Below are 23,253 nucleotides of genomic sequence, written 5' to 3' on the forward strand. Positions count from 1 at the left end.
CCTAGCCGGCGTCGCGCGCGCGGGCGAGCGCCGACAGATTCCCTTCCCCGAACCCGTGGTGCCCCTGGCGCTGCACGACTTCGAAGAAGATCTCGCCGGGCCGGCGCTTGACGAAAGTCTGGAAGAACAGGCGCGGCACGCCGTCGCTGCCGATCTCGCCGTCGACCAGCACCGCGCGACGGCGCAGCGCGTCGAGATCGACACCATGCCCCGGCAGCCGCGCGTCGACCTCGTCGTAATAGCGGGCCGGCGGCTCGATGAATTCGACGCCGTTCGCACGCAGCGCATCGACGCAGGACAGGATGTCGTCGGTGGCCAGCGCGACGTGCTGCACGCCCTCGCCCGGATGGTCGGGCAGATACGCATGCATCAGCTCGGTGCGCCGCGTGCCTTCTTCATAGACCGGAATCCGCACCGCGCCGCACGGCGACACCATCACGCGCGATTCCTCCGACACATGCCAGTGCGCGTCGATTTCGTGGATCTCGCGAAAATGCAGCAGGTCGTGGTAGAAATCCAGCCACTCCTGCATGCGCCCCGCGCCGACCGTCTGCGTGAAATGATCGACCTGCCGCAGCCCGACGCCCGCGCAGTCGAGATCGGTATGCGCGGTCGCGATGTCGATCGGCCGGAAATCGATGTCGAAGATCGAGATATCGCCGACGCCGCCGCGCTGGCCGTCACGCCCGCGCCAGCGGTCGACGAAATAGAGGTGCGAATCGCCGATGCCCTGGATCGCCGGAATCTTCAACTCGCCGACCCCGACCTTCTCGCCCTCGAACGCCCACGCGCCGAGCTCGATCGCCCGCTCGAACGCACGCCGGGCGCTGGCCACCCGCAGCCCGATCGCGCAGACGCCCATCCCGTATTCCTCCGCGTAGCGCGCGGCGAACGAATCGGGCTCGGCGTTGATCAGGAAATGCATCTGCCCTTGCCGGTACAGTGTGACGTTCTTGCTGACGTGCCGCGCGATCGCCTTGAACCCGAACTGCTCGAAGCGCTGCGCGAGCGCTTCCGGCACGGGCGCCGCGAATTCGACGAATTCGAGGCCGGCCATCCCGAGCGGATTGGCAGCCGGATCGGTAACGGGCGGCGTATCGCTGGACAGGGGGTGGGAATTGCCGGGCATTCCAGTCTCCGGGGGTATGCGGTCGATGGGGATGGTGCCCGTCGCGTGCGGCATGCGCGGCCAGGGTGGCGACCGCGCATCCGCCCCGAACGGGCGAATTTTCAATGGTTCCAATTTTAACCAGATCGTTCACGGCGGCACACCCTGGCCAAACGGGATATCGTTACGCCGCTCAGTGCAAACCCGGAAAGCGTTCGATAATCGCACGGATTTGAACGATAATCGCGCACATTGTCCGATTGGCCAATTGCCGCCATGCGGCGCGCGCCCTATTCTCCGTTCACCCATCGACTTCAATGCAGCATCGGACGCGGCGCCGCCACGATTCCACGATGCGCCGTGCCAGGAGACATCGCCATGACCCCAACCTTCGACACCCTCGACGCCGCCGCCAGTGCCCGCATACGCAGCCAGGCCCGCAAGGCCGCGATCGGCAGCTTCGTCGGCGCCGTTGTCGACTGGTACGACTTCCTGCTGTACGGGATCGTCGCCGCGCTGGTATTCAATTCCGAATTCTTCCCGAAAGTCAGCCCGACGATGGGCACGCTCGCGGCTTTCGCGACGTTCGGCGTCGGCTTCCTGTTCCGGCCGCTCGGCGGCGTCGTGTTCGGCCACTACGGCGACCGGTTCGGCCGCAAGCGGATGCTGGTGCTGACCGTGATGCTGATGGGGCTGTCGACGGTCGCGATCGGCCTGTTGCCGACTTTCGCGTCGATCGGCTGGTGGGCGCCCGTGCTGCTGGTGCTGATGCGCGCGATCCAGGGTTTCGCGGTCGGCGGCGAATGGGGCGGCGCGGCACTGATGGCCGTCGAGAGCGCGCCGAAGCAGAGGAAGGCGTTCTACAGCAGCGGCGTGCAGGTCGGCTACGGCGTCGGCCTCGTGCTCGCCACGGGCATCGTGTCGATCCTGAGCCACACGCTGGGCGAGGCCGGGTTCAAGTCGTGGGGCTGGCGCCTGCCCTTCGTATTCAGCATCGTGCTCGTGCTGATCGGGCTGTGGGTGCGCAAGAACATGGACGAATCGCAGGAATTCGTCGAGAAGGTCGAACACGGCAACCGCAAGCTGCGCCTGCCGGTGCTGGAAGCGCTGACGCGCCATCCGAAGGCATTCCTGCTGATCATCGCGCTGCGGCTCGCCGAACTGTTCACGATGTATATCGTCACCGCGTTCGCGCTCAGCTATTCGACGACGAACCTCGGCATGTCGCGCGACCTGTTCCTGAACATCGGCTTGCTGGTGGGCGCGGTGAGCTGCGTGACGATCCCGTGTTTCGCGTGGCTGGCCGACCGCTACGGCCTGCGCCGCATCTACCTGATCGGCGCGCTGATCGGCCTTGCGTCCGCGGTGCCGTTCTTCGTCGCGCTGGAGGCACGGTCGATCGCGTGGATCGTGATCTTCTCGATCCTGCTGGCGAACGCCGCGCACGACATGGTCGTGAGCGTCCAGCAACCGCTGTTCACCGAGTTGTTCGGCGCCGAATACCGCTATAGCGGCGCGGGCGTCGGCTACCAGTTCGCGAGCGTGGTCGGCGGCGGGTTCACGCCGTTCATCGCGGTCGGCCTCGTCGGCGTGGGCGGCGGCTCGTGGCACCTCGTCGCCGGTTACCTCGCGGTGGGTTGCCTGATTTCGCTGGTGGTCGCCGCGCGGATGCGGGCGGCGCAGTGACAACCTGACCGAATGGCCGGCCCACCCCATGGCCGGCCATCACGCAGCACTGCTCGACGTCGACCGGCAACGGCACCGCTGCCTCGTGTTCGTGCGCGCGACGTCAAACACTGTCAGTTGCCCGCCCCGATTCCCCTTTTTCGCCGCCGAACATTCCACGCCGCCCGCCGACCAATGGCATCATATGGGCCTACGTCAGTCACCGATACGCCCCCATATCATGTCGAATCTCATCGTCCACGGCGGCACTCCGCTGCGCGGGGACATCAAGCCGTCCGCAAACAAGAACGCCGTCCTGCCGATTCTGTGCGCCACCCTGTTGACCGATCAGCCGCTGCGCCTCGTCGGCGTGCCGGATATCACCGACGTGCGCAAGATCCTCGACATCTTCCGCACGCTCGGCAGCGACGTGTCGGTCGACTTCACGACGGGCCTGCTCGAACTCCACCATCGGAACACGACATTCGATCCGGCCGTCCATCGGCTGCCGGAAGCGATGCGCTCGTCGATCATGCTGATCCCGCCGCTGCTCGCGCGCTTCGGCGTCGCGCGCCTCGAGAACGACGTGAAGGGCTGCACGCTCGGCGTGCGCGAGATCGATCCGCACGTCGAGGTGTTCGAGCGCTTCGGCGCGCACATCGAGCGCACGCCCGATTCGCTGATCGTCCGCACGGAAGGCCCGCTGACGGCCAACGACCACTGGCTCGACTACGCGTCGGTAACGACCACCGAAAACTTCGCGCTATGCGCGACCGCCGCGAACGGCACGTCGACGCTGATGAACGCCGCGTCCGAGCCGCACGTGCAGGAGTTCTGCCAGTTCCTGGCGATGATCGGCGTCGCGATCGAGGGCATCGGCACGTCGCGGCTCTGCGTGACGGGCGGCCGCAAGCTCGGCGGCGGCGAATTCCGCTTCGCCGAGGATTTCCACGAAATCGCGACGTTCCTCGCGCTCGGCGCGATCACGGGCGGCGACATCACGGTGCGCAACTCGTCCCCCGAGCATTTTCCGCTGATCGACCGCACGTTCGCGAAGTTCGGCGTCAACGTCACGCACCGCGACGGCTGGTCGCGCGCGGAACGCGACGGCCCGCTGCGCGTGCGCCGGCCGTTCACGCAGAACATCCTCACCAAGGTCGAAGCCGCGCCTTGGCCGTACCTTCCGGTCGACCTGCTGCCGATCTTCATCGCGCTCGGCGTGCGCGCGGAAGGCAGCGCGATGTTCTGGAACAAGGTGTACGACGGCGCGCTCGGCTGGTCCGGCGAACTGTCGAAGTTCGGCGCGCACGTGCTGCTGTCCGATCCGCATCGTCTGATCACGTTCGGCGGGCTGCAACTGACGCCGGCGCGCGTCGAGAGCCCGTACATCATCCGCGTCGCGATCGCGCTGCTGATGGTGGCCGCGAGCATCGAAGGCCGCTCGGAAATCATGAACGCGCTGCCGATCCGCCGCGCGCACCCGCATTTCGTCGAGAACCTGCGCTCGGTCGGCGCGAACGTCGAGTGGACGAGCAGCGAGTAAGACCCTGACGGTACGGCGCACGCCATCCGGGCGCCGTACCACCTCCGTACCCGGTCGGCGGCCGCACCGGCCGCTTTCTCGCGCGTTACTCGCCGCCCCCGCAATCGGCGTCGCCTGCGCCCATGTGGTCGAACCCGTAGAGCATCACGGCCGTCGTGCCGCGCGCGGGGTTGCTCGGGCGCTTCGCCAGGCTTTCGTCGAGCGGGGCCGATGGATACTGGACACTCGTGTCCATCAGGTTGCCCGGCGCCGACCGCAACTCCGCTTCGGTCAGCTTGCGCCCTTCCGCGCGGGGCAGCCCGAACGCCTTGCGCACATCCGCTTCGTTCCACGTCCCCTTCAGCGTGACGGTGACCATCTGCAGGTCGCCGTGCTCCCAGTCCAGCTCGACCTTCGTCGCGAGCGGATGCACGCTGGCCGCGAGCCGGTCGGGGAACGCCGGGCCTTCGTAGTAGGCCTTCGTGTTCTTGCACACGTCACCGGCGTTCCTGTACTGCTTCAACACGCAATTGAAGCGCTTGTCACGGTAGCCGAAGGCTGTTTCGACATAGCAGCCGAATTTCGGCGACGTCATGCGCGGCCACGCACGCACATCGACGGTCGGCTTCGGGAGGCGCGTGCCGGACGAAGGATTCGCCGCGGCAAGCAGCGGTACGGCCGCGACGAGCACGGCCAACACGGATTCGCGAATTTTCATTGTTCTGTTCCAGTCGAGGCGGCGATTCTAGCGCGGCTTCGCCGGCGAAATCCCCCTTGGAATGCCGCGCAACGGCGGCAACGCTTTCCGCATGTCTTCCACCGAGGTCGCGCACGTCAGACCGATCCGGTAGTTCGGCGCGCCGCCGATTATCGTCGACGGCCATGTTCCGGGCTCGGGGCACGCATCCGGCGTCGAATCAGACCAGCCCCGGCGATGCATCCCGGCAGATCCGATCTGCGCGATAATCGCCCATTCACGCGCGATTACCGCGCACGCAGAAGGCACCTTCCGACGATGAAAAAGCCCGAACTCGACCGACGCGACTGGATTGCCGGCCTCGAAAAAGGCCTGGCGATCCTCGAGGCGTTCGACAGCCAGCATGCGCGCATGACGCCCACCCAGGCTGCCGCGCGCACCGGTCTTACGCGCACGGCCGCGCGGCGCTACCTGCTGACGCTCGAATCGCTCGGCTACGTGTACACCGACGGCAAGCTGTACGGCCTCACGCCGCGCGTGCTGCGGGTCGGCTGGTCGTACTTCGATTCGGCGCGCCTGCCGCGCACGGTCCAGCCCTATCTGCAGCAATTGAGCGCGTCGTTGAACGAGTCGGCCTACGTGAGCGTGCTCGACGGCTGGGAACTCGTGTTCATCGCGCGCAACGGCGTGTCGCGCGTGATGACGACCGGCTTCGTGCTCGGCGCACGCGTGCCGGCGCCGCTCACGTCGCCGGGCGTCGTGCTGCTCGCCCACTATCCCGATCGCGAAGCCGTGCGCGCGTGGCTGGACGACACCGAACTGCCGCCGTTCACACCGCACACCATCACCAACAAGGCGCGCCTGCTCGAACAGGTCGACCGCGCACGCGACGCCGGTTTCGCGGCGATCGAGCAGCAACTGCAGGTCGGCGTGCGCGGGATCGCGGTGCCGCTGAAGAACCGTCATGGGGAAGTGGTTGCCGCGTTGAGCACGAACATGCCGATCGGCGCGGAGACGACCGACGCGGCCGTGCGGCGCGTGCTGCCGCATCTGCAGGAAGCCGCGCTCGCGATGCTGAACGTGCTCTAGGGAAGTCCGCCGATTGCTCCGCCTCCCGTCTGCTCGTTTCGGCAAATCGCCGACGATCTCGATACCGACATCGATCGGATAAGAAAACCACGCCGCTCGCGACGCGCCATGGCAAGCGCATCAAAACGCCGTCGCCGCTTCACCGCATTGCATCGCGCGAGCGCTTCGACCTTTTAAATCCTCGAAGCGGCTCGGGCGGAAACGCACGTGATCGATCACGCGGAAGATGCGCGGCAACGGCCACCGGCAGGTTCGCTTACACGACGGTCAGGCGGCCCTTGCCTTACCCGATCCGCCACCACCTCGGCAGCAGGTCGCGCACTTCACGCCGCCGGTAACGATCGTCGATCAGATGCACGACGCCCTCGTCGCGCTCGGTGCGGATCACGCGCCCGGCCGCCTGCACGACCTTCTGCAAGCCCGGGTACAGGTACATGTAGTCGTAGCCGTTACCGAAGCGCGCGTCCATCGCATGCCGCATCTGTTCGTTGACGTCGTTGACCTGCGGGAGCCCGAGCGTCGCGATGAACGCGCCGATCAGCCGCTCGCCGACCAGGTCCACGCCTTCCGAGAACGCGCCGCCCAGCACCGCGAAGCCGACGCCGCGCCCACCCGCGTCGAAGCGCGCAAGAAACGCGTCGCGCTCGCTTTCGGCCATGCCCGGCGCCTGTGCCCAGACCGGCACGTCCGGATGCCGTGTCTGCATCAGCGCGACCACGCGCCCCAGGTAGTCGAAGCTGCTCAGGAAACCGAGGTAGTTGCCGGGCCGCGTCGCGTATTGCTCGGCGATCAGGTCGACGATCGGTTCGAGCGAACGGTCGCGGTCGCGCCAGCGCGTCGACACGTGGCTCGCGACGCGCACCGTCAGTTGCTCGGCGCGGAACGGCCCGTCGACGTCGAGCCAGCCCGTGTCGCCGGGCAACCCGAGTGTGTCGCGGTAGAAGTGAAACGGGCTCAGCGTCCCCGAGAACAGCACGGTCGCGCATGCGGCTTCGTAGCGCGGCGCGAGAAAACCCGCCGGAATCACGTTGCGCACGCACAGCGTCGACTGGACGCGGCGCCGGCGGCTCGCCGACGCAACGCCGTCGAGCACCGGCTGGCGCGGCATCGGTACGCCGTGCAGCGTCGCGTCGAAGATCGACGCACTGTCGAACGCTTCGGCAAGCACGCCGAACTGGATCGCCTCGAAATGAAACCGCAGCAGTGCGTCGCCGTTCGCGCGCGGCGCATCGGCCAGGTGTTCGCCGAGCGCCGCGACCAGATTCTGCACGGCCGACACGATCGGGCCCGGTATTTCCGGGTACGCGGCATAGCGCCCCGCCTGTGCGCGACTGAGCGTGCCCCAGGCGCGGGCGAGCCGGTCGAACGCCTTGCGCAGCGCCGCGGGCGCAGCCTCGCGGGCCGCCGCGAATGCGAACGGATCGAGCGATGCGCTGTACATCTTGCGCGCGCGATCGAGCAGGTTGTGCGCTTCGTCGACGAGCACGCCGACACGCCACTGGTTCTGCTGCGCGAGCGTGTACAGCATCGCGCTGCCGTCGTAGTAGTAGTTGTAGTCGCCGATCACCATGTCGGACCAGCGCGCGAGCTCCTGCGACAGGTAGTACGGACAGACGTCGTGCGCGAGCGCGGCCGCGCGCACCGTGTCGCGGTCGAGCAGCCCGGCCTCGATCGCCGCATCGCGCGCGGCCGGCAGCCGGTCGTAGAAGCCTTTCGCGAGCGGACACGATTCGCCGTGGCATGCGCTGTCCGGATGCTCGCACGCCTTGTCGCGCGCGACGAGTTCAAGCACGCGCAGCGGCAGCGCCGGCGAGCCCGCGCCGAGCGTCGTCGCGGCCTCGAGCGCGAGCGCGCGGCCGGGCGTTTTCGCGGTCAGGAAGTACACATGGTCGAGCTCGCCCTCGCCGCAGGCCTTCAGCAGCGGAAACACGGTGCCCAGCGTCTTGCCGATGCCGGTCGGTGCCTGCGCCATCAGGCAACGCTCGTCGCGTGCCGCGCGATAGACGGCCACCGCCAGCTCGCGCTGGCCGCTGCGGAACTGTCCGTGCGGAAACGCAAGCGCACGCAGCGCCGCATCACGTGCCGCGCGGTGCGCCGTCTCGCGCTCGGCCCAGCCGACGAAGCACGCGCACTGCTCGGCGAAGAACGTCGCGAGTTCGGCCGCCCCCAGCGTTTGCGTCAGCACTGTCTCGCGTTCGGACACGATGTCGAAATAGACGAGCGCGACGTCGATTTCCTGCAAGCCGCGCGCGTCGCACATCAGGTGCGCGTAGACCTTCGCCTGCGCCCAGTGCAGCACGCGGTGGTTGGCCGGCATCGCATCGAGGCTGCCGCGATAGGTCTTGATCTCCTCGAGACGGTTTGCCACCGGGTCGTAGCCGTCCGCGCGGCCGCGCACGGTGAGCGTGCCCCACGTGCCCGCAAGCGCGATCTCGGTTTCGTAGCGGGCGCCGCGGTTCGACGTGACCGCACCGTGGCCGGCAATGCCTTCCAGCGCGGTCGGCGCGGGCGTGAAGCGCAGGTCGAGATCGCCGCGTCGCGCGGTGAACTCGCACATCGCCCGCACCGCGACGACGTAGCTCATGCGGACAGGCTCGCCGTTTCGGCGTGCGCGACGTCTTCGCCCGCCCACTCGACGTCGATCACGCGCACCGGGATGCCGTGCGCGACGCAGTACGCGAGCCAGCGCGTCTGATTGTCCTGAAGGCGGTCGCCGGGGCCTTTCACCTCGATCAGTTCGTAGCGGCGCTCGCCGGGCCAGAAGCGGACGAGATCGGGCAGCCCCGACCGGTTGCTGCGGATATCCGCGAGCAGGCGCGTGAACCACAGCCGCAAGTGCTCGGGCGGCAGGCACGCGAGCGCCTCGTCGAGCAATTCGTCGCTCAGCACGCCCCAGAACACGAACGGCGATTGCAGCCCCGCCTTCAGCGTGAAATGCCGGCGGATCGTGTCGCGATAGGCGCCCGAATCGAGCTGCGCGAAGCACGCGGCAAACGCGTCCGCGCGGCGCGCGACGAAATCGGGCGCGTGCAGGTCGGCCGGGCCGCGCTGGAACGGGTGAAAGAACGCACCGGGCACCGCGGCGAACACGGGCTCCCAGCACAGCAGCCCGAACAGCGAATTGATCAGCGTGTTTTCGACGTAATGGACGGGCGAAGCGGGTTGCGCGAGATGATCGCGCACCGCAAATTCGACGCTGACGAACGCATCGGGGCGCGCAAGCACGAGCGTTTCGCGCGGCACGTCCGTCGCCGCGGCCGCCCGTTCGACGCGCTGCCCGAGCCGGCGCTGCAGACGCGGCAGCATGCGCTCGACCCGCTGGCGCTCCTCGTCGCTCTCGAAGCCGCCGCGCGCATCGAGCGCCAGCGCGAGCGCATCGCCGTCACGCCCGCAGCGTTCGAGCACGCGGATGCGACGGTGGCGGCTACCGGGCCATGCGCTGCGTGCATACGCGTCGAGCGCGGCGGCCCAGTCGGCCCGGCGTTCGCAGGCCTGCCCGAGCGCGAACAGCAGCTTTGCGCGACGCGTTGCGAGCCACGGCTGCCCGCAATCGACCGCGTCGATCGCGCGTATCAGGTCGTCGAACGGCAGATCGCCGGGCCATGCGTCGAGCGCATCGCGGCACACCTGCAGCGCGAGATACGCATCGACGTCGCCGCGCTGCTGGAACGCACGCGACGACGGCGCGATCGGCACGCTTTCGTACTGGAACACGCCGAGATCGGCGAGCACGAACTCGCTCCAGTCCTGATGGAGATTGCCGAAGAACATCAGGCGCAGCCGGTCGCACAGCGCGCCGACCGTCACGCGCAGCACACGGTCGCCGTCGTGCGCGCCCCATGCGTCGAGCGGTTGCGCGACGTCGTGTCCGGGACGCAGCCGTTCGAGCCATTCGGGCTTGCGTTCGCCCGCATGCGCGGCGAGGGCCGGGAAGATGCGCAGCAGATCGGCCTTGGTCGACAGCGCGAACAGTTCGTCGAGCGTCAGCGCGGGCGCCGGGTCGACCCAGCCGAGTTCGACGAGCGGCGCGGCTGCGGCGAGTGCGCAGCCGATTTCGTCGTACACGAGCTTGCTGGCGCGGAAGTCGCACCCGTTGCGCATCAGCATCCGCACGAGCAGCGCGCGCGACGCCTGCGGCAGCGTCGCGAACCGGCGGACGAACGCGTGCTCGTGCGCGTCGAACAGGTCGTCGTAACGCTCGCCGAGCCAGGCCAGCGCGCGTTCGAAATTGGTCAGGTAGTAAAACGCCGGGGGCGTCGGCGATGCAGGCGTCACGGGATTGATCACTGTACATTCGTACAGGTCGGAATCATATCAAATGTGACGGCCGATGCCGCACGCGCCATCGGCCCGCTGCTGCCCGACCCCGCTCAGAACTGGTAATTCACCGACATGTCGAATACGCCGTTGGTCGACTGCTGCGTGATCGGGCTGCGCGCGGCGCGGCCGACGAGTTGCTCGATCGCGCCGTCGATCGTGACGAACCAGTGCTTGTTCACGAACCAGGCCATCGTCACGCCCGCGCCGTACGACTTGAGCCCGGCCCCCGACGAATAGGCCGGCAACCCGGAACGCGCGGCGGCGCCCGGGTTCACGCCGAACCAGCTGTTCATGTAGCGCGAATCCGCGAACGACACGGTCGGCCCCGCGAACCAGAAGAAATGCTCGTTGCTGCCCGGCAGCGGCATGTACGCGGAGAAATCGCCGACCCAGCCATTCGAGCCACCGATGCTGCGCCGGATATCCGCGCGCAACACGAGCGGAAATTCCTTCGAGATCACGTAATCGGCCGCCAGTTTCATCACCGGAGCCGCGTTGATGTTGTCGAGGCCGTTCAGGTGCTGGATATCGTCGGCCGAGCGGCGCCCGAGGTCGTAACCGACGGACAGGCTCACGCGCCAGTTCGGCCCGCGCAGCACGTTCGCGCCGAGCCCCTCGCCCGTCGACAGGAAGAACAGGTCGCGATAGCGGATGTCGACATTCGGGCCGCCCATCACGCGATAGCGGTCGGAGCCCGCATAGCGCGGCTGCAGCGTCATCGCGGCGCCCACGCTGATATTCCAGGTGGAGATGTTCGGGTCGTAGAGTTTTTCGAGTGGCACACCCGCCGAGTATTGCCACTCGCCGAGCGGCGAAGGCGTCTGGGCCGACGCATCGCGGGCGCCGGCCGCGGCGAGCGCCGCGCAGGCCGACACACCGGAAACGAACCGGCGTGCGCCGGGTGACAGCAAAGGGCGAGCAACAGTCATCACGGCGGTCCCTGGCAGTTGCGCGAAACGAACCTGAAGGAAAGCGCATTGCGCCTCTTCGGCTGCAGCGGCTGGCGGCCTGCGGCGCGAACGTAGCGTGCGCTGAATTAACGGACATCCTACGCGACGCGTGCGCGGACGCAAAGCGCCCGCTGCGGGCGGGCACTTTGCCAGCCGCAGGAATCGTCCGGTGAAGCGTGGTGGAATCAGAATCGCTCGACGTGATAGTCGCCGGCCAGCGCGGCCGGGCTGCGCGTCGACATCATCCGCGAGAAGCCGTCGGCGAGCCGTCCGAGCGCGAGCTGCTTCTGGCTCGCGTCCCAATGCGTATAGGCGTCGTACGCGGCATCGTCGAACGAAACAGTGACGGCAACCGGGCGGCCGCTGGCGCGAAAGCCGATCTGCAGCACGCCGCCCGGCAGTTCCTCGATGTGATAGCGCAACGAGCGCGATTCGAAATAGCGGCCCAGCACCTGAGCGATCGCGCGCTTGTCTGGCGATTGCACGTGAATGTCCATGAGGGTCCTCCCTTTTTCAGTGTTCGCGCGGACGCGTGTGATGCACCGCTTCCTCCCGGCATCCGCATCGGTGACGGGTGCGACGGCGGGTCACCCTGCGGCAGCCCGTCGGGCACGGGCGGATCGACGGGATCGTCGTGCCCGGGCGTCGGGTCCGGGTCGACGTCGGGCGTCGTCGGTTCGGGGCGGTGCAGCGTGTATGGCGTATTCATGTCTCTCCTGCGCGACGGCGCGCATCTCGATGGCGCCGCAACCCTGCGCAAGTGGTGTGCCCATTGCCGCGGCATGTGTCCCGGTTGGCCGCCCCGGTTGGACGCTGTCGCGTGCTCAGAGTCCTCATGGGCCGTCATCACGAGCCACAACGTGCGCCCGTCGGCGGTCGGCCGTACCGCGAGCGCGAATCGGTCGGACGGCGCGCATGCCGCGACGAGCGCCTGCTGCGCGTGCTCGGGGCCGTCGTAGACGGTGTCGTTCAGATCGCGTGCCTCTCCCTTGCCGTCGAACGTGCGCCGCTCGGGCCTCGGGCCGATAGACCGGCGACTCGCGCTGCCACGTGTCGAAACGCTCGTGCAAGTGGCAGAAATCGCGGCCGCAACCGTTCGCGACGTAACGTATCCTTTCAGTGGATGCCTTCATCGCGATGTCCTCTCGTCCACGCCGACGGCGTGCGTGGCTGCGCCGCGCCCCGCGCGGTTTCGCCGACGCGCAAGCGTCGTGCCGTCGGTCCCGCGCAGGCATCGCGCTTGCGCCCCCATCCATGACCCAGGAGGTACGACCATGACCGCTCACGCCCCCGGCCGCCACGACGCCGTGTCACCGGCTGCCGGACTGCTCTGGCTCGCCACGTCGCGCCCGCCGTCCAAAGACAAGACGGAGGAACGCATCGACGAGGGACTCGAGGAAACGTTTCCGGCCAGCGATCCGCCCGCCGTTGGCGGCGCGACCCGTATCGATCCTGCCAAGCCGTCCGGCGAGCGCGAACGCCGCGCGCCGCACGTTCCTTCCCCGCCCCCCGATCACGGCTGACGGCGGCAACCGGCTCGCACTGCGCAGCGGCGCGCCGGAGCAATCCGGAGTCGATCCGATGAAAGGCCTTGAACGCAGATGGCATGAAATCAGCGGCGCCGCCGGCGTCGCAGCGCTGGCGGCGATCGAAAGCGCGGTAGTGCTCGCGATCGTCACGATGACGGGCATCGGGCACTGACGTCCCGCCCTACCCGTTCGCGGCTGCCGCCGTGGAAGATGTACAAGCGGGCTGGCAAATTTCTCCGTCGCCTGGCCGTCGAGGCCCGGCGTGTGCGGCCCGCGCGCGGCACGCCAGCTGCTCCTGGATCGTCTTGTTCACGAAGGAGGCATTCATGTTTCGCGTCACCGAGATCATGTCGCGCGACGTGGTGTGCGTCGCGCCGACCGACACGATTCGCCACGCGGCCGAACTGATGCGGCGCTTCGATATCGGCGTGCTGCCCGTTTGCGACGGCCCCGAACTCGTCGCGATCGTGACTGACCGCGACCTCGCGGTGCGCGGACTGTCGCACGGCCATTCGTCCGATACGCCCGTGCAGGCGGTCGCATCCAGGCCTGTGCAATGGTGCGTCGAGGACGACGGTGTCGGCGACGTCCAGCAGCGGATGGCCGACGTGCAGTTGCATCGGTTGCCGGTGCTCGACCGCAACCGGCGGCTGGTCGGCATCGTGTCGCTCGGCGACATCGCGACCCGCGCGGGCGGCCCCGAGCGGGACGAGCTGGCCAATACGCTCGAGGACGTGTCGCTGCCGCGCCGGCGCTGAGCGGCGCCCGTTCACGCCGCGTGGCCCGCCCGGGCGCCGCTTCGACCAGGAGGTGTTCGATGACAACGGACAGACCGTCGCGCGACGACACGCGCATCGTCGGCGGCAAGCGCCGCACGGCCGGCGGCGGGCCGGGACCCGACGTGATGGCCGCCCGCACGCTCGAAGGCGATCGCGTCCTGACGATGGACGGCGACGACGTCGGCCAGGTCGCCGACATCATGCTCGACGTGCGCTCCGGCCGGATCGCGTATGCGGTCGTGGCGTCGGGCGGCCTGCCCGGGATCGGCGACAAGCTGCTCGCGGTGCCGTGGAACGTCCTCGTGCTCGACGTCGAGCGCCAATGCTTCGTGCTGCCCGTCGCCACCGAACGCGTGCGCGAAGCCCCCGGCTTCGACAGGAACCGCTGGCCCGCAATGGCCGATCCGGAGTGGGCCGAGGCGCTGCATGCGTACTACGGCAGTTCGCCGTACTGGCTGATCGAGGAAGGCGAAACGGCGCTCGACTCGCCGCCGTACGAGGCGTCGCCGGGCGGCCCCGACGCCCCTGAACGCCCCGAAGGCGACGAGCGGTAGCGCGATCGCCGCTCAGTGCGCGGCCGCCACCGCCTGCGCGAGTTGCCGGGCGGCGGCCAGATGCGCGTTCAGCATCGGCAACGCGTTGGCCGCGAACGCGCGAAGCTGCGGATCGCGGCCGTTCCGCGCCTCGGCCTCGTAGAGCCGGATCGCCGCTTCCTGCGCGCGCGGGCCCGCCAGCGCGACATAGGCCGTGTCGAACGCGTGGCCCGCTTGGGTTCGCATCGCGGTCACGGCCGGGTCAACGAGCATCCGCGACTGGACCGGCAGGCCCTTGGCCGCGCCAAGCTGCCGCAACTCGCCGGCGATCCGCCCGTGATCGTTCATCATCCTGCGCGCGAACGCCTTCACGTCCGGATTCGACGAGCGGTCGAGCGCGAGCTGGCTGGCCTGCCGCTCTACCTTGCCGATCATGCCTGCCTTGTCGACGAATTCAGCATCGATACCGGTCGGCCGCTGCGTCATGCCCGCCTCGTCGGCCGTCGTGCCGGGGCGGATGACGCCCGGCGCGACTTGCGCCGGCGAAGCGGGCGACGCCGGCCCCTGCGCGAACGCGACGTTCAATGCGCCGACGATCGCGGCCAGCACGATCGCCGTCGGCCGGCCGGTTCGATTCGTTTTCATCCGGACCTCCGTATGTCGCGACGGAGCGCGCCGGCCGCGCGGGTTGCCGTTGCATCCATCGCGCCGCCTTTCCTCGTCGATGACCCGGCGAGCGGCCCCCGGCGTCTACCGGTCGCGCCCCTTTCGATCGTGCGCGGCGGCCGGCGCGACATCGGCGATCACGCTCGCGAGCGTCGGCATGTCCACCGGCTTGCGCAGATACGCGTCGAACCCGGCCGCCATCACGCGGTGCCGGTCGGCGTTGCCGGCGTGCGCCGTGATCGCGACGACGGGCAGGTGCCCGCTGCCGCCCGGCAAATGTCGGATACGGTCGAGCAGCCAGAAGCCGTCGCCGTCCGGCATCGCGAGATCCGACAGCACGACGTTCGGCGCCTGCCGTTCCACCACGTCGAGCGCGTCATGCCCCGATTGCGCGGTCGACACTTGCGCGCCCATCGTTTCGAGTGCCGCGGCGAGGCTCGCGCGCGATGTCGCGTCATCGTCGACGACGAGCACACGCTGGCCGTCGAGCGTCGTCGTATCCGGCGTGCCCGCCGTGTGCGGCAGATTCTCGGCGGGTTCGTCGACGTCCCAGCCGGCCGGCAGCGTGACCGTGACGGTCGTCCCGCGTCCGGTGCCGGCGCTCGTCGCGACGACTTCGCCGCCAAGCAGTTGGGTGAGGTTGCGCACGATCGACAGGCCGAGCCCGAGGCCGCGCTTCGGCGACGCAAAGGCGCGTTCGGGCCGGCTGAACGTCTCGAACAGATGCGGCAGGTATTCCGGCGCAATACCCTGCCCGGTATCGGCGACCGACAGCCGCACACGCTCGCCCGCCCGGGCCAGCGACACGACGATACGGCCGCCCGGCGGCGTGAACTTGATCGCATTCGACAAGAGGTTCGACAGGACCTGGCGCACGCGCTCGCGGTCCGCCGGAATCACGCAGGTGGGCATCTCGTAACGGGTCGACAGCTCGAGCCCGCTCGCCTGTGCGGTTGCATCGAGTTCACGCGTGGCATCGCGCACGACCCGCACGAGATCGACCGGCACCCGCTCGAGGCGCAACCGGCCCGTCGCGAGCGACGACGCGTCGAGCAGGTCGGCAACCATGTGCGACAGCGACCGCGCGCTGCGATCGATCGCGTCGACCGCCTGTTGCGCGAGCCCCTGTCCGTCGACGTTGCGCAGTACCTCGACCCAGCCGTAGATCACGTTCAGCGGCGTGCGCAGTTCGTGCGACACGGTGGCCAGCAGTTCGTCCTTCAGCCGGTTCGACGTGTCCGCCTGCACGCGTGCGTCGCGCGCGCCGCGCAGCGAGCGCATGTGGCGCCGCTCGTCGCGGCGTCGTGCGTGCGCGTCGCGCAACGTCATCGACAGCCCCGTGCAGTTGCCCTGCGCGTCGACGATCGGCGACGCGGCGACGGTCGCGCGAAAACGGCCGCCGTCGCGTCGCACGCACAGCACGTCGAAAGGACCGACCGGCGCGGGCAGATTCGCGAACGACGCAGGCAACGGATGGCGTCGCAGCCAGCGCGGCGCGATCATCACGGTGATGTCGCGGCCGGCGGCCTGCGTTGCGTCGAGGCCGAAGATCCTTCGCGCCGCCGGATTCCAGCTCGTGACCCGGCGTGCGGCATCGACCCCGACGATCGCGTCAGGCGAAGCATCGACCACGCGGCGCAGCAGGCCGTCGTCCGGTACGGGCATGCGCGGGCCGGGCGTCGGCTCGCGACGCGGCTCGTGCGCATCGGCGTCGCCGTCGTTATCGGGTTCGCGCAGACGATCGTTCGCGAGCAGCGGCTTCATCGCCCTCACGAGCACGCACTCGACGAAGCTGATTGCGGCGAATGCGCCGGCCTGTGCGAGCAGCGTGGCCAGCGACGCGTCACGCCACCCCAGCGCAGCGATCACAGCGACGCTGAACGCGGCGGCAACCAGGCCGCCGCCGAACGACGTCAGCCACGCGGCAGCCGCAACGCCTGCGTAAAAAGGCAGCGGCGCAAATGGCGCGTGCTCGCCGCCGACGCGAACCGCCCACGCCTGCAGCGCGGACGCCAGCCCGACGGCCAGCACGATCCATGCACCCTGCCGTAACAGCTCACGGGTCAGGGTTCTCATTGCATCCTTGCCTCGCGCCGGCTCCGGTCGCACGGCGTCACGCCGCGGGTCGACCATCCGGCCTGCCGTGCAGCGTGCCGGGCGAGCGTGATGGGGTCAGCAAGTGGCATACCCGGTTCGGGCCGCGGATGGCCGGATGGTGTGCCACGCCGGGTGGCCTGGCTGCGTGGCAACCCTGCGGGCCGGGCTGCAGCGGCCGGTGTCGCGGGCCTCGTCAGTGCACCCTGGACGCAACCGGTTTTTTCAGCGGAATGATGTAAAAAAGCACCGACCCGATACCGCGATTCGTGTCAGGAACCGCGATGGCCTGATTCTTCCGTCCCCGCCGCGCACATTGGAAATTTCTATCTTGCGGCACCTTCACAGCCGTTTCGCTGTCGATGAAAATATTGCAATCAACGGAACGCGTGATGCCGATTTTCAAAACGGCCCGCGAAACGCAGATGGGAGATATCGCAAACCGTATGAAGCAGCGGGCCGACGGGCGCCGGTTGTCCGGCCGGTCCTCCGCGATGCGCACGCTGCTCGATCGCATCGAGAAAATTGCACCGACCCGTGCCAGCGTGATGATTGCCGGCGAAAGCGGGGTCGGGAAGGATATCGTCGCGCGCCGGCTGCACGATCTCAGCGCCCGGCGGGACGGCCCGTTCGTCCCCGTGAACTGCGGCGCGATTCCGCCGGATATCGCGGAATCGCAATTGTTCGGGCACGAGAAAGGCAGCTTCACCGGCGCGATCGCGCAACGGGAAGGCTTCTTCGAAGCCGCGCGCGGCGGCACGCTGCTGCTCGACGAGATCGCGGAAATGCCCGCGCCGCTGCAGGTGAAGCTGCTGCGGGCGATCGAATCGAATGTGATCGTGCGGGTGGGCGGCACCGAGCCGATTCCGCTCGACGTGCGGATCGTATCGGCCACGCGCCACAACCCGGCCGAAGCCGTGCGCGACGGCCGGTTGCGCGAGGATCTGTTCTACCGCCTCGCCGCGTTTGCGCTATACGTCCCGCCGCTGCGCCAGCGCGACAGCGACATCGAGACGATCGCACTGGAGTTCGTCGAAGCCCTCAACGCACGGCACCATGCGCACAAGCGGCTGACGGGGGCGGCGATCGCGGCGCTGCGCACGTACTCGTGGCCCGGCAACGTCCGCGAGCTGCACAACACGATCGAGCGCGCGTACATCCTGGCGGACGAAGGCATCGACGTCACGCTGCCGAAGCCGGTGATGCCGCCCGAACGGCTATCGGAGAACACGATGGCGCTGCCGCTCGGCGCGACGTTGCACCATGCGCAGCAGCGCTTCATCGCGGCGACGCTGCACCACTTCGACGGCAACAAGCCGCGCGCCGCGAAAGCGCTCGGGATCAGCCTGAAAACGCTCTACAACCGGCTCGCGCTGATGCCCGACAACGGCCGCTCCTGAGCGGCGCGGCCGTCTGTTCCACAAGCCGCGTCAGGCGACCTTGAACCGCCCGACCGTGGTCGCCAGCGCGTTCGCCTGCGATTGCAGCGCGGTCGCGGCGGCGGTCGACTGTTCGACGAGCGCCGCGTTCTGCTGCACCATTTCGTCGAGCTGCGTGACCGCGCGATTCACTTCCTGGATGCCGCGCGTCTGCTCGTTCGCCGCGTGCGTGATCTCGGAGATGATCGTCGTCACGTTCGACACGTTGGACACGATCTCGCGCATCGTGTCGCCGGCCTGACGCACCTGCCCGGACCCGGCCGACACGCTCGCGACCGTCGATTCGACCAGCACCTTCACTTCGCGCGCGGCCTGCGCGCTGCGTTGCGCGAGGCTTCGCACTTCCTGCGCGACGACCGCGAAGCCGCGGCCCTGCTCGCCCGCACGCGCCGCTTCGACGGCCGCGTTCAGCGCAAGGATGTTGGTCTGGAAGGCGATCCCGTCGATCACGCCGATGATGTCGCCGATCCGGCCCGATGCTTCCTCGATCTTCTCCATCGTCGCGACGACGTCCGACACGACCACGCCGCCGTGCGACGCGATCCGCGACGCGGCTGCCGCGCGTTCGTCGGCCTGGCCGGCGGCGGCCGCCGACTGGCCGACGGTCGCGGTGATCTCTTCCATCGATGCGGCCGTTTCCTCGAGGCTTGCCGCCGCCGATTCGGTGCGCGACGACAGGTCCTGGTTGCCCGCCGCGATCTCGTTCGCGGCCGTGCGCACCGATTCGCTCGCATCGCGGATCTCGCGCATCACGTCGTTCAGCTTGTCGACGAAGCTGTTGAACGAGCGGGCGATGTCGGCCACTTCATCACGGCCCTCGGCCGGCAGGCGCTGCGTCAGGTCGCCCGCACCCGAGCCGATCGCGGCCATGGCCTGGCGCACTTGCGACAGGCGGCGGAACGCGGTCGCGGTGATCGCGCCGATGATCAGCGAAGCCACCCCGACGATCACGAGCAGCGTGATCAGCGAAGCGGTCAGCAGCGAGCGCATCCCGGCCGTCGCCTCGTTCTTGTCGAGCAGCACCAGCGCGTACCAGTCGGTGCCCGGCACCGGGCGTGCGCGCACCAGCTTCGCGTCGCCGCCGACCGTCACCTCGACGGGCGCCGTCGCGGCCGCGATCGTCGCGCCGTTCATCGCGCCGAGCTCGGGCGACACGTCGGCGACCGGCTTCAGCGTGAGCTTCGCGTCAGGGTGTGCAACCACGTGGCCGTTGCTGTCGATCAACATCCCGAAGCTCGCGGGCGTCGGGTGGATCGTCTTCACGTTCGCGATCACGGTGTCCATCGAGACGTCCGCCGCGACGACGCCCTTCAGCGCGCCGTCGCGCAGGATCGGCACCGCGAACGTGACGACGAGGTTGCCCGTACCGGCGTCGACGTACGGTGGCGTGACGACCGGCTTGCCGGCCTGCGCGGCCTGCTTGTACCACGGGCGGCCGGTCGGATCGTAATCGGGCGGAATGCCGGTCGGGTCGGAGAAGTGGAACACCTTGTCGGCATAGCCCGCGTAGACGTTCGTGAAACCGCCGGCCGCGGCCATCTGTTTGAACACCGGCAGCGGATCGGGCGTCAGCGCGGCATCCTGCAGCGACGCGATCATCCGGCTCCGGGTGGCGACCCAGTCGGCGATCCCGACCACGTGGCCGCTGGCGACGGAGGTCAGGTTGCGGTCGATCGCGTCGTCGTTGTACGAACGCGCGATGAAGTAGTTGATGAGCGTGGTGGCGACGAGCGCGAACACGACGATGGCGACGCACGCGGCGAGGATGCGGGCGCGGATGGAGGAGAACATGGCAACGACTCGGTAAGGGAGCGCGAACGCCCGGTGGACGAATTCACCGGGTAAACGGCAATCGCCCGGCTTACTTGAGGCCGCCGTGACAATTCAGTGAAACATATGACAAAAGACCGTGTGACCTGTCAGGAAATTGTCGGGAGATTGTCGGGATGACTGCGCCGGCCGGCGCATCGGCCGCACCGTCACCGGACGCGACGACAGCGCAACGACGGTACCAACGATCCTGGGAGCGGCGATCGAAGCGAGGTTTGAACAGGCTGGTTTGCTGTCGACGGATGCATGAATGTCGATCAGGATCCGGCCCTGGCCTTGCGACGGATCGTGTCGCGTCCGCGGCGTCAGCCGCGGCGCTCGCCCGTCACAGGCGATGGCTCGGACGCGGATCGGCGTCCGCGGGCGGCGCATCGGCCCGCGTGTCGTTATCGAGATCGTCCTGCTGGCGCATCCGGTCGCGCAGATGCCGGATCGCGAACACGTGAATGTAGTCGTGCACCCGCGCGCCGGACGACAGTACGCGCACTTCGTCGTCGAGCATCGCTCGCAACTGATCCGAACCGATCGCGCGCTGTTTGGCGGCTTCCTTGAGTGAATCGAGCAAATTGTCCTTGGACATCGACGGACTCCTGACGGTCGAGGAACGAAAAGAAGAAGGTACCGGAAGCTTAAAGACTGAATGGCAGCGCGGCGTGCGATGCGCCGGCGCGTGTTTGCGCGCGATCAACGACACGTTGCGTGCCGTCTTGCCGGTCCGTCCCCGAACCGGCCGCGCCATATCCGCGGCGCAAACTGCCCGCGAACGAGACTGGAAGCCCTGCCACGCCACCCCGGGGCGCGGCACCGGTCGACTGGCAAACGATGGAACGCCGCTCGACGCCGATGCACTGGCGAACTTAGACCGGCCGAAATCATGCGTCAAGCGACGTCTGCCGCGCGCGGTCCATTCGTCGGAATGAACGCGACGGATCGCCGCCGGGACGGCCGATCGGCCGCCCCGCGTGTCAGCGGATTCCGATAGGCGCCGCGCATTACCTGACAGCGACTTCAGCGCGCGCTGCTTGGCAGCGCACGGGCGCCACACGATACTGGTGACATGGACGAAACGTTCATACGGGTCATCGCTCAGCCGGCCGTCGAGCCGGCACGCGGGGCCTGGCGCAGGAGACCAACCATGGAACATCGCAACTTACCGGGCCGGGACGGCCTGCGGCGCGCGTCGGGCAACGCGCGCGCCCTGCCCGCCAAGGCCGTGCCGGCCGGCAATCGTCCGTCCGACAATATCGACACCTTGCTTGCGCTCGCTCGCGAAGCCGGGTTGCTCGTCACGCTCGACGGGCAGATCGGCCGCGAAAAGTACCAGAGCGTCGCGGGCTCGGTTCTCGCGTTGCAACGGTTCGCCGCGGCACTCTGCGCGCGGGCCGCACCCGACGCGCCGACCATTGAGGAGCCACGCCGCAAGGCGCGCCCCGGCTGGCCGCACGCGAACCGCCTGCGCAACCGCACGTGCAGCGCGTGCGCGCCGCTGCATGTCGCGCACCAGCGCTCGCGGGTGCGCCGCGGCGCAGGCCGACGGCACGACCTGCGCTGGATGCTTCGCGCAACCTGAGCGTTCGGCAGCCGTTGCATGGCACGGGGTCGTGTAACGGCAAGTGCACCACGTAACGCCGGCAGCGGCGCGCATGCCGTAACGCCACCGCGCGCCCTCACGCAACATGACGCGCCGTTCCACACGGCCGCAACGACAACGATTCCTGCGAGGAAAGCAAACCAGACGGGGCCAACTACAACACGAACGAGGAAAGCGGGCGGGGTGGCTTGCACCCCGCCCGTCCTCCAAGGCAACCATCGGCTGCCTACCCTCGTGCCAGAGAGTGCTTGATCAGATGACGCGCCGTGCATCGCACGTTGCGGCTCTGGAAATGGATGTCACGGCTGTGAATGCACCGTCGATCGCAGCCTTTGATACACGCGTTGCGACGTGGCTGAGCAATGCACGACAGACCGCCCGCGTTGCCGGATGTTCCGTCAGTCAATGTCTCACGCGATATGCGCACCGTTTCTGATGCAGGTCAACCCAATCCTGCTTCGCTCTCGACATCGCACGATTTATTCGGCACCGCGCACGAGCAGCACGGGCACCTGTGCGAGATGCGCAACGCGGCGTGCGACGCTGCCGATCAGCCAGGCGGCGATACCGCGCCGGCCGTGCGTGCCGACCACCAGCAATTCCGCACGCCAGTGCGCGGCGTCGCGCATCAGCGCATGGGCCACGTCGTCGCTGGTCGGACGGGTCTCGACGACACCGCGCTTGGTCGGGTTCCCGGTCGCATGGAACAGCGGGCCGACCTTCGCGAGCGCGTCCTCGCCCTCCGCGCGATAGGCATCCTCCAGCGCGCGCACCGGCACGATATCCGTCAGACGAACCGCACGATCGATCACATAGGCCGCGTACAGCAACGTCGTCGGCGTCGCGAAGCCGAGCCCGATGCGCACCGCGTGCAGCGACGGCTCGCTGCCGTCGACCGCGAACATCAGCCGCTGCAGGCCGCCGTCCGACGGCCGCGCATACGCGGCCGGCACGATCAGCAACGCGCAGCGCGCGCGCGACGTCAGCGTGTCCGACATCGCGCCTTCGACGAGCCGCAGCAGCCCGTGATGCGGATTCGCGCCGACCATCAGCACGTCCGCGCCCCATGCCGACGTGTCGCTCACCAGTGCATCGGCCACCGAGCCGCCCGTCACCGACGTATCGACGATGGCCTGCTCGACCTCGATGCCGCTATCGGCGAACAACGCCGCGATCCGTTCGTTGATGGCTTGCGCCTCGCGCATCAGGTCCTCGCGCGCGGACGTCAGCAGTGCGTCGATGCGCGGGATGTCGGGCAATACGAGGCGCGGGTTGTCGATCGCGCAGACGATGCGCAATCGCATGCCGGGACGCAGCAGCGTGCGCGCATAGCGCGCGGCGGACAGCGATTCGGGCGTCGGATCGACGGCCAGCGCGATTCGCGCAAGCGTCGGGATGGGCTGGGCAGGCTGCATGGCGAAGGCCTCGGTGCGTGCGCGTC

At 68.5% G+C, this 23,253-nt stretch carries 19 protein-coding genes and 2 pseudogenes; 9 read left to right on the forward strand and 12 right to left on the reverse strand.

Translation table 11 applies throughout. From position 1 onward, the window contains the following. Position 1: 1 nt before the first annotated feature. The gene (locus ACPTTC_RS25915; RefSeq protein WP_423394488.1) at positions 2–1,129 is read right to left on the reverse strand and encodes a 4-hydroxyphenylpyruvate dioxygenase family protein; all 1,128 of its coding nucleotides are present in this window, start codon (positions 1,127–1,129) and stop codon (positions 2–4) included. A gap of 357 nt (positions 1,130–1,486) precedes the next feature. On the opposite strand from ACPTTC_RS25915, the gene shiA reads away from it, so the two are divergent. Together shiA and ACPTTC_RS25925 are read left to right on the forward strand one after the other, a co-directional pair. After that, entirely contained in the window at positions 1,487–2,794 is a 1,308-nt protein-coding gene (gene shiA, locus ACPTTC_RS25920) for a shikimate transporter (RefSeq protein ID WP_423394489.1), read from the forward strand. Positions 2,795–3,014: 220 nt separating this feature from the next. Then, on the forward strand, positions 3,015–4,316 hold the full coding sequence (locus ACPTTC_RS25925) for a UDP-N-acetylglucosamine 1-carboxyvinyltransferase (protein ID WP_423394490.1): 1,302 nt from the start codon (positions 3,015–3,017) through the stop codon (positions 4,314–4,316). A gap of 85 nt (positions 4,317–4,401) precedes the next feature. Here ACPTTC_RS25925 and ACPTTC_RS25930 read toward each other — a convergent pair whose 3' ends face one another. Then, a complete protein-coding gene (locus ACPTTC_RS25930) occupies positions 4,402–5,013 on the reverse strand; it encodes a hypothetical protein (protein WP_423394491.1) in 612 nt (203 codons plus the stop codon). Positions 5,014–5,310: 297 nt separating this feature from the next. On the opposite strand from ACPTTC_RS25930, the gene ACPTTC_RS25935 reads away from it, so the two are divergent. Beyond that, positions 5,311–6,081, forward strand: coding sequence for an IclR family transcriptional regulator domain-containing protein (locus ACPTTC_RS25935; protein ID WP_226194647.1), 771 nt, complete (start codon positions 5,311–5,313; stop codon positions 6,079–6,081). 283 nt (positions 6,082–6,364) lie between these two features. Here the strand turns inward: ACPTTC_RS25935 and ACPTTC_RS25940 are convergent, their stop codons facing one another. The 5 genes and pseudogenes from ACPTTC_RS25940 to ACPTTC_RS25960 all read right to left on the reverse strand — a co-directional run. After that, complete coding sequence (locus ACPTTC_RS25940) at positions 6,365–8,665, reverse strand: ATP-dependent DNA helicase (protein ID WP_423394492.1); 2,301 nt, start codon at positions 8,663–8,665, stop codon at positions 6,365–6,367. Next, entirely contained in the window at positions 8,662–10,356 is a 1,695-nt protein-coding gene (locus tag ACPTTC_RS25945) for a VRR-NUC domain-containing protein (protein WP_423395718.1), read from the reverse strand. The genes ACPTTC_RS25940 and ACPTTC_RS25945 overlap by 4 nt, the downstream gene beginning before the upstream one ends. 95 nt (positions 10,357–10,451) lie before the next feature. Then, positions 10,452–11,330, reverse strand: a complete 879-nt coding sequence (locus tag ACPTTC_RS25950) for a MipA/OmpV family protein (protein ID WP_226194651.1) — start codon at positions 11,328–11,330, stop codon at positions 10,452–10,454. Between the two features lie 206 nt (positions 11,331–11,536). Next, on the reverse strand, positions 11,537–11,848 hold the full coding sequence (locus tag ACPTTC_RS25955; protein WP_226194652.1) for a hypothetical protein: 312 nt from the start codon (positions 11,846–11,848) through the stop codon (positions 11,537–11,539). 332 nt (positions 11,849–12,180) lie between these two features. Further along, positions 12,181–12,484: pseudogene (locus ACPTTC_RS25960) on the reverse strand (hypothetical protein); the annotation flags it as partial. 141 nt (positions 12,485–12,625) lie between these two features. On the opposite strand from ACPTTC_RS25960, the gene ACPTTC_RS25965 reads away from it, so the two are divergent. From ACPTTC_RS25965 to ACPTTC_RS25975, 3 genes are all read left to right on the forward strand, one after another. Beyond that, entirely contained in the window at positions 12,626–12,874 is a 249-nt protein-coding gene (locus ACPTTC_RS25965; RefSeq protein ID WP_175950278.1) for a hypothetical protein, read from the forward strand. Positions 12,875–13,206: 332 nt separating this feature from the next. Beyond that, positions 13,207–13,638 (forward strand): CBS domain-containing protein, encoded by a 432-nt coding sequence (locus ACPTTC_RS25970; RefSeq protein ID WP_226194654.1) that lies wholly within the window; start codon positions 13,207–13,209, stop codon positions 13,636–13,638. 59 nt (positions 13,639–13,697) lie between these two features. Beyond that, positions 13,698–14,213 (forward strand): PRC-barrel domain-containing protein, encoded by a 516-nt coding sequence (locus ACPTTC_RS25975; protein ID WP_423394493.1) that lies wholly within the window; start codon positions 13,698–13,700, stop codon positions 14,211–14,213. A 12-nt stretch (positions 14,214–14,225) separates the two neighbouring features. Here the strand turns inward: ACPTTC_RS25975 and ACPTTC_RS25980 are convergent, their stop codons facing one another. After that, a complete protein-coding gene (locus ACPTTC_RS25980) occupies positions 14,226–14,837 on the reverse strand; it encodes a DUF4142 domain-containing protein (protein WP_423394494.1) in 612 nt (203 codons plus the stop codon). A 105-nt stretch (positions 14,838–14,942) separates the two neighbouring features. Then, entirely contained in the window at positions 14,943–16,934 is a 1,992-nt protein-coding gene (locus ACPTTC_RS25985; RefSeq protein ID WP_423394495.1) for a PAS domain-containing hybrid sensor histidine kinase/response regulator, read from the reverse strand. 380 nt (positions 16,935–17,314) lie between these two features. Between ACPTTC_RS25985 and ACPTTC_RS25990 the strand changes: the two are divergent. Then, a pseudogene (locus ACPTTC_RS25990) lies at positions 17,315–18,352 on the forward strand (sigma-54 interaction domain-containing protein). A 30-nt stretch (positions 18,353–18,382) separates the two neighbouring features. Here ACPTTC_RS25990 and ACPTTC_RS25995 read toward each other — a convergent pair. Both ACPTTC_RS25995 and ACPTTC_RS26000 read right to left on the reverse strand, forming a co-directional pair. Next, positions 18,383–20,182, reverse strand: a complete 1,800-nt coding sequence (locus tag ACPTTC_RS25995; protein ID WP_226194659.1) for a methyl-accepting chemotaxis protein — start codon at positions 20,180–20,182, stop codon at positions 18,383–18,385. Positions 20,183–20,546: 364 nt separating this feature from the next. Beyond that, positions 20,547–20,801: a DUF3562 domain-containing protein gene (locus ACPTTC_RS26000; RefSeq protein ID WP_423394496.1), complete on the reverse strand. Its 255-nt coding sequence runs from the start codon at positions 20,799–20,801 to the stop codon at positions 20,547–20,549. On the opposite strand from ACPTTC_RS26000, the gene ACPTTC_RS26005 reads away from it, so the two are divergent. Beyond that, positions 20,794–21,141, forward strand: a complete 348-nt coding sequence (locus tag ACPTTC_RS26005) for a hypothetical protein (protein WP_423394497.1) — start codon at positions 20,794–20,796, stop codon at positions 21,139–21,141. The two genes, ACPTTC_RS26000 and ACPTTC_RS26005, sit on opposite strands and share 8 nt — an antisense overlap. Before the next feature lie 215 nt (positions 21,142–21,356). Further along, on the forward strand, positions 21,357–21,791 hold the full coding sequence (locus ACPTTC_RS26010; protein WP_423395719.1) for a hypothetical protein: 435 nt from the start codon (positions 21,357–21,359) through the stop codon (positions 21,789–21,791). A 500-nt stretch (positions 21,792–22,291) separates the two neighbouring features. Here ACPTTC_RS26010 and ACPTTC_RS26015 read toward each other — a convergent pair whose 3' ends face one another. After that, positions 22,292–23,227, reverse strand: a complete 936-nt coding sequence (locus tag ACPTTC_RS26015) for a universal stress protein (protein WP_423394498.1) — start codon at positions 23,225–23,227, stop codon at positions 22,292–22,294. Between the last annotated feature and the right edge of the window lie 26 nt (positions 23,228–23,253).

It is taken from the genome of Burkholderia mycopellens, assembly GCF_964265025.1.
In the GTDB taxonomy this organism is placed as follows: domain Bacteria; phylum Pseudomonadota; class Gammaproteobacteria; order Burkholderiales; family Burkholderiaceae; genus Burkholderia.

Excerpts from the sequence above, each read along its gene's own strand:
- ACPTTC_RS25915 (WP_423394488.1), bottom strand. The coding sequence starts at position 1,129 with ATGCCCGGCAATTCCCACCCCCTGTCCAGCGATACGCCGCCCGTTACC.
- shiA (WP_423394489.1), top strand. The coding sequence starts at position 1,487 with ATGACCCCAACCTTCGACACCCTCGACGCCGCCGCCAGTGCCCGCATA.
- ACPTTC_RS25925 (WP_423394490.1), top strand. The coding sequence starts at position 3,015 with ATGTCGAATCTCATCGTCCACGGCGGCACTCCGCTGCGCGGGGACATC.
- ACPTTC_RS25930 (WP_423394491.1), bottom strand. The coding sequence starts at position 5,013 with ATGAAAATTCGCGAATCCGTGTTGGCCGTGCTCGTCGCGGCCGTACCG.
- ACPTTC_RS25935 (WP_226194647.1), top strand. The coding sequence starts at position 5,311 with ATGAAAAAGCCCGAACTCGACCGACGCGACTGGATTGCCGGCCTCGAA.
- ACPTTC_RS25940 (WP_423394492.1), bottom strand. The coding sequence starts at position 8,665 with ATGAGCTACGTCGTCGCGGTGCGGGCGATGTGCGAGTTCACCGCGCGA.
- ACPTTC_RS25950 (WP_226194651.1), bottom strand. The coding sequence starts at position 11,330 with ATGACTGTTGCTCGCCCTTTGCTGTCACCCGGCGCACGCCGGTTCGTT.
- ACPTTC_RS25955 (WP_226194652.1), bottom strand. The coding sequence starts at position 11,848 with ATGGACATTCACGTGCAATCGCCAGACAAGCGCGCGATCGCTCAGGTG.
- ACPTTC_RS25965 (WP_175950278.1), top strand. The coding sequence starts at position 12,626 with ATGACCGCTCACGCCCCCGGCCGCCACGACGCCGTGTCACCGGCTGCC.
- ACPTTC_RS25970 (WP_226194654.1), top strand. The coding sequence starts at position 13,207 with ATGTTTCGCGTCACCGAGATCATGTCGCGCGACGTGGTGTGCGTCGCG.
- ACPTTC_RS25975 (WP_423394493.1), top strand. The coding sequence starts at position 13,698 with ATGACAACGGACAGACCGTCGCGCGACGACACGCGCATCGTCGGCGGC.
- ACPTTC_RS25980 (WP_423394494.1), bottom strand. The coding sequence starts at position 14,837 with ATGAAAACGAATCGAACCGGCCGGCCGACGGCGATCGTGCTGGCCGCG.
- ACPTTC_RS25985 (WP_423394495.1), bottom strand. The coding sequence starts at position 16,934 with ATGAGAACCCTGACCCGTGAGCTGTTACGGCAGGGTGCATGGATCGTG.
- ACPTTC_RS25995 (WP_226194659.1), bottom strand. The coding sequence starts at position 20,182 with ATGTTCTCCTCCATCCGCGCCCGCATCCTCGCCGCGTGCGTCGCCATC.
- ACPTTC_RS26000 (WP_423394496.1), bottom strand. The coding sequence starts at position 20,801 with ATGTCCAAGGACAATTTGCTCGATTCACTCAAGGAAGCCGCCAAACAG.
- ACPTTC_RS26010 (WP_423395719.1), top strand. The coding sequence starts at position 21,357 with ATGGAACATCGCAACTTACCGGGCCGGGACGGCCTGCGGCGCGCGTCG.
- ACPTTC_RS26015 (WP_423394498.1), bottom strand. The coding sequence starts at position 23,227 with ATGCAGCCTGCCCAGCCCATCCCGACGCTTGCGCGAATCGCGCTGGCC.